This window comes from Roseomonas sp. TAS13 (assembly GCF_001950415.1).
Taxonomy (GTDB): Bacteria; Pseudomonadota; Alphaproteobacteria; order Acetobacterales; family Acetobacteraceae; genus Roseomonas; species Roseomonas mucosa.
This window is the reverse complement of record NZ_BDLP01000308.1, coordinates 1-5,187: the sequence shown is the minus strand read 5'-3', so window position 1 is coordinate 5,187 and position 5,187 is coordinate 1. Positions and strand designations below refer to the sequence as shown.

5 protein-coding genes and 2 pseudogenes are annotated in these 5,187 nt (G+C 73.6%); all 7 read left to right on the top strand.

The annotated features are described in order from the left end of the window. Positions 1 to 294 (top strand): annotated as a pseudogene (locus ROTAS13_RS18830) (hypothetical protein); the annotation flags it as partial. Next, positions 294 to 569 carry a hypothetical protein gene (locus ROTAS13_RS18825; protein WP_075823093.1) on the top strand — a complete coding sequence of 92 codons (276 nt, stop codon included), beginning with the start codon at positions 294 to 296 and terminating at the stop codon, positions 567 to 569. The pseudogene ROTAS13_RS18830 and the gene ROTAS13_RS18825, both read left to right, overlap by 1 nt. A 39-nt stretch (positions 570 to 608) precedes the next feature. After that, positions 609 to 1,922 (top strand): CCA tRNA nucleotidyltransferase, encoded by a 1,314-nt coding sequence (locus tag ROTAS13_RS18820; protein ID WP_139323443.1) that lies wholly within the window; start codon positions 609 to 611, stop codon positions 1,920 to 1,922. 28 nt (positions 1,923 to 1,950) lie between these two features. After that, positions 1,951 to 2,349, top strand: coding sequence for a DoxX family protein (locus ROTAS13_RS18815; protein WP_075823092.1), 399 nt, complete (start codon positions 1,951 to 1,953; stop codon positions 2,347 to 2,349). 113 nt (positions 2,350 to 2,462) lie between these two features. Then, positions 2,463 to 4,229 (top strand): ABC transporter ATP-binding protein, encoded by a 1,767-nt coding sequence (locus ROTAS13_RS18810; protein ID WP_075823091.1) that lies wholly within the window; start codon positions 2,463 to 2,465, stop codon positions 4,227 to 4,229. A gap of 87 nt (positions 4,230 to 4,316) precedes the next feature. Then, positions 4,317 to 4,688 (top strand): hypothetical protein, encoded by a 372-nt coding sequence (locus tag ROTAS13_RS18805; protein WP_019459639.1) that lies wholly within the window; start codon positions 4,317 to 4,319, stop codon positions 4,686 to 4,688. Between the two features lie 98 nt (positions 4,689 to 4,786). Then, positions 4,787 to 5,187: pseudogene (locus tag ROTAS13_RS18800) on the top strand (ankyrin repeat domain-containing protein); the annotation flags it as partial.

The window sequence follows — 5,187 nt, the reverse complement described above, 5'->3', positions numbered from 1 at the left end:
CCTTACGGTGGAGCTGTGCGTAGATGTGATCAAGAGACAGGCACCGGCTACCATGTCGTGCCGGTGGTGGCCCTGCTGCGCCCGCCCTTCACCGTGACGCCGGACCCCGCCGAGGTGGCGGAGATCTTCGAGTACCCGCTGGCCCGCCTGCTCGACCCGGCAGAGCCGCAGCGGCTCACCCGCCTTGTCGAAGGGCGGGAGCGTACCTTCTGGGTCTGGCCGCACGAGCAGCATCTCGTCTGGGGCGCCACCGCGGCAATCCTGCGCAATCTCGCCCTGCTGCTGCGCGGCTGATGCTGCTCCGCCTCGTTCCCGTGCTGCTGTTCCTGGCGCCCTTCGCCGGCTTCCTGCTCTGGCGCCGGTTCCGGCCGCGTCCCGCGCCGGGGCGGCCGGGCGAGGAGGACCTGCCCTGGCCCTTCCTCGCCCTGGCGGGGGCCGGGCTGGCCCTGGCGGCGGCGGGCCTGGCGGCCTATGGCCTGTCCCGCCGGATGGAACAGGGCAGCACCTATGTGCCGGCCCGGCTGGAGCCGGATGGCCGGATCGAGCGCGGCCATGCCGGGCCGCCATGATGGCGCCCCATGACAGCATCCGGAGAGACCGGAGACCCGATGCGCCCCCACGACGTGATCCCCGAACACCCTGACGGCGCCCCCCACGCCCGGCTGGCTCCCCCGGAACGGCTGACTCGTGGCGCCCCGCTGGCGGTGTTGCGGGCGCTGCCGGGCTCGCGCGCCGTGGGTGGCTGCGTGCGCGACGCGCTGGCGGGGCGGCCGATCGCCGATGTGGATGTCGGCGTGCCGCTGCCGCCCGGGGCCGCCGTGCCGCTGCTGCGCGCCGCCGGGCTGAAGGTGGTGGAGACCGGCCTTGCCCATGGCACCGTCACCGCGATCGGCGATGGCGAGCCGGTGGAGGTGACCAGCCTGCGCCGCGATGTCGCCACCGACGGCCGCCATGCCGAGGTGGAATGGACCGCCGACTGGCGCGAGGACGCGGCCCGGCGCGATTTCACCATCAACGCCATGTCCATGGATGCGGAGGGCAATCTCTGGGACTGGTTCGGCGGACGGGGGGACCTGGCCGCCGGGGTGGTGCGCTTCGTGGGCGACCCGGCGACGCGGCTGCGGGAGGACTATCTGCGCGCCCTGCGCTTCTTCCGCTTCCAGGCCCGCTACGGCACCGGCGCGCCGGATGCGGCGGCCCTGGCCGCGATCCGGCAGGCGGTGCCGGGGCTGGCCCGGCTGTCCGCCGAGCGGGTTTGGAGCGAGACGAAGCGCCTCCTGGCCGCACCCGACCCCTCCGGCGCGCTGCGGCTGATGCTGGATACCGGGGTGCTGGCCGCGATCCTGCCCGAGGCTTTGTCCGGCATCCCCGAACCGGCGGCCCTGGCGGAGCGCATCGGCGCCCTGCGGCGCGGCATCGCCGCCGGCCTGCCCCCCGACCCGGTGCTGCGCCTCGCCGCGCTGCTCCCCCCCGGTTTGCGCGGTGCCGGCGGACGGATCGCGCGGCGCCTGCGCTTCTCCAACGAGGAGCGGGAGGTGCTGGAGGAGCTCACGGACCGGGACATCCCGCCTGACCCGGCGCCGGATGACGATGCCCTGCGCCGCTGGCTGTCCCTGCGTGGCGATGCCGGAGCGCCGCCGCGCGAAGCCTGGCTGGCCGAGCTGCGCGACGGGCGCGACCGCTCGGCGCTGCGGGCACGGATCGCGTCGATGCCGGTGCCGCGATTCCCGCTCCAGGGCCGCGACGCCCTGGCCATGGGTGTGCCGCCCGGGCCACAGCTGGGGCGAATGCTGCGGGCGGTGGAGGCCTGGTGGCGGGAGGACGGCTGCCGGGCGGATGCCGGAGCCTGCCGTGCCCGATTGACGGAACTGATGAAGGATATCACGGAAGGCCACTGGCCGACCGGCCAGGGGCGCGCATAAGCGGCCCTCCACCGTCAGAGAGCCTCTCATGCCCCAGGACGACGTCTTCGCCCCGAGCTGGGCCCCCCGTATGCTTTCGGTGCTGCGGATCATGACCGCACTGCTTTTCCTGGCGCACGGCACGCAGAAGCTCTTCGGTTTCCCGACGCCCCAGTACCAGCCGGACTTCCTGACCCTGAGCTGGTTCGCGGCGGTGATCGAGCTGGTCGGCGGCGTGCTGCTGACGCTCGGCCTCTTCACCCGCGCCGCGGCCTTCGTCTGCGCCGGCCAGATGGCCTTCGCCTATTTCATCGCGCATTTTCCGAAGAGCTTTTTCCCCGCCGTGAACGGGGGCGATGCCGCCGTGCTGTTCTGCTTCATCTTCCTCTACCTCTTCGTGGCCGGCGGCGGCGCCTGGTCGGTGGACGCCGCCCGCAACCGGGTCTAGCAGGCCGCCCGTCCTGGCTGTTCCCACGCGGCGCCTTGCCCCCGGGGGCAAGGCGTCTCCGCGCAGAAGGGCAATACCGTTCGGCGCCGATCCGCTCTAATCCCCCTGCCGACATGGCCCGTCCCAAGCATCCCCCGATTTCCGCCGAAACCACCCGCGCCCTGACCGGGCGGCTCTGGCGCGACTATGTGCGGCAACATCCGCGCGGCATCCTGGTGGCGATCCTCTGCACCGGGGCGGTGGCCGGGCTGACGGCACTGTACCCGGTGGTGATCCAGCAGGCCTTCGACCTCTTCACCAGCGGCGACCCGCGGATCACCTGGCTGGTGCCGCCGGCCATCATCCTGCTGACCTGCCTCAAGGCTCTGGCGCAGTACGGGCAGGCGGTCTCGGTGCAGGCCGTGGTGCTGCGGGTGATCGAGTCGGTGCAGAACGATCTGTTCCGCGCGCTGACCCGCGCCGACCTGGCCATCGTGGCGCGGGAGGCCCCGGCCCGGCACGCCGCCCGCTTCACCGCCGATGCCCAGGCGATCCGGGAGGCGCTGACCAAGGCGATCAACGGCGTGGCGGACCTGCTGACCGTGGTCGGGCTGGTCGGCTCCATGGTCTGGCTGGACTGGCAGATGACACTGGTGGCGGCGCTGCTCTATCCGGTCGCGGTGGTGCCGGTGCTGCGCCTGGGCAAGCGCATCCGCCGCGCATCGGGCGGCATGCAGGACCGGGTGGGGGAGCTGGCGGCGACGCTGACGGAATCCTTCTCCGCCGCCCGCGTGGTCCGCACCTACCGGTTGGAGGACAGCGAGGAGGCACGGGCGCGCGGCGCCTTCGCGCAGCTCCGCGCCGCGCTGATGGGCATCAACCGCATCCGCTCCAGCCTCGACCCGATGCTGGAGGCCATCGGCGGCGTGGCGGTGGCCGCCATCCTGGCCGTGGTCGGCTGGCGCGTCTCGCAGGGCGCCGGCACGGTCGGGCAGTTCACCGGCTTCGTCGCGGCGCTGCTCATCGCCTCCCGCCCCGTGCGGGCCCTGGGCTCGCTGAACGCGGCGCTGCAGGAGGGGCTGGCCGGGTTGTCGCGGGTCTTCGCCGTGATGGACACCAAGCCGCGCATCGCCTCCCCCGCCGGGGCACCCGGTCTTCCGCCGGGCCATGGCCGCGTGGAATTCGCCGATGTTGCCTTCGCCTACGAGGGCGGCGACACGGCGCTGCGCGGGGTGAGCTTCGTTGCGGAACCGGGGCGGACCCTGGCGCTGGTCGGTCCCTCCGGCGCCGGCAAGTCCACCGCCCTGGCGCTGCTGCCGCGCCTCTACGACGTGACCGGCGGCCGGGTCACGCTGGATGGCGCGGATGTGCGGGAGGTTTCACTCGCCAGCCTGCGCGACGCCATCGCCTATGTCGGGCAGGATGCGGTGATCTTCGACGACACCGCCTTCAGCAACATCGCCAGCGGCCGCCCCGGCGCAACGCGGGCGGAGGTCGAGGACGCCGCCCGCGCCGCCGCCGCGCACGGCTTCCTGTCGGCGCTGCCGCAGGGCTACGACACGGTGCTGGGCCCAGGCGGCTCGCGCCTTTCGGGCGGGCAGAAGCAGCGCGTTTCCCTGGCCCGCGCCCTGCTGCGCAACCCGCGCGTGCTGCTGCTGGACGAGGCGACCAGCGCGCTGGACGCGGAGAACGAGGCGGCGGTGCAGGAGGCCATCGCCCGGCTGCGGGCGGGGCGGACCACGCTGGTGGTGGCGCATCGCCTTTCCACCGTGCGGGACGCCGACCTGATCGTGGCGATGGAGGGGGGCCGCGCCGTGGAACAGGGCACGCATGCCGAGCTGATGCGGCGGGACGGGCTCTATGCCCGGCTGGTGCGGACCCAGAGCTTCGTGGCAGCCTGATCCTCCGGCGCCGCCGGGCCAGGGAGCGGGGGCCCCGGGGTGGAAGCCTCTTTTCCTTGTCCCGGCGCGCTCTATCTTGAGATCGTCATGAAACGCCTCCTCCTCGCGCTCCCCCTGCTTGCCACGGCCTGCGCCGCGCCGGGGCCCACCCTGGCGCAGCGGCTCTCGCCGCTGGTGGGGCAGTCGGAAGGAAAGCTGGTCTCTACCCTGGGCGTGCCGGTGCGGACCTATGAGGCGGACGGGCGGAAGTTCCTGGAATTCCAGAGCCAGCGTTTGACCGCGCTGCCCGGCGATCCCTTCTGGGGCGGCGGCTTCGGCTATGGCGGGCGCCCCTTCGGCTGGGGCGGGGTCTGGGGGCCGCCCACCACGGTCTGGGCGCCGGTGACCTGCAGCATCACCTTCGCCCTGCGGGCCGACCGGGTGGAGGACTTCACCTATCGCGGCGAGGGCTGCGCCTGAGGGCCACGGGGCCGGCCCCCCCTTCACCGGCCCGAACGGAGCCCGCCCCATTTCCCCGCTGGCAGAAAGCCGCTCTGCCCGCTAGACAGGCACGCATTATGCGCCGCCTGCTCCTCGCCAGCCTCGCCACCCTGCTGCTGCCTGTCGTGGCCGCACAGGCGCAGTATGATCCGACCCGCCCGCGCGGCCCGCTGCAGCCCAATACCCCGGGCGCGGCGCCAGCGGTCGCGCCGCCGCCCCTGCCCGGCGCCGGCAACGGCCCCGGCGGCGCGATCCCGTCGGACAAGCCCGTGTCCAGCATGTCGCCGAACGACGAGCTCTTCGACGCCATCACCCGGGGCGACATGGCCGCCGCCCGCGACGCCGTTTCACGCGGCGCCGACCTGGAGGCCCGCAACGTCCTGGGCCTGACGCCGATCGACGCGGCGGTGGACCGGGGGCGCAACGACATCGCCTTCTACCTGCTTTCGGCCCGCGCCTCGTTCCGCCCCAGCAGCCC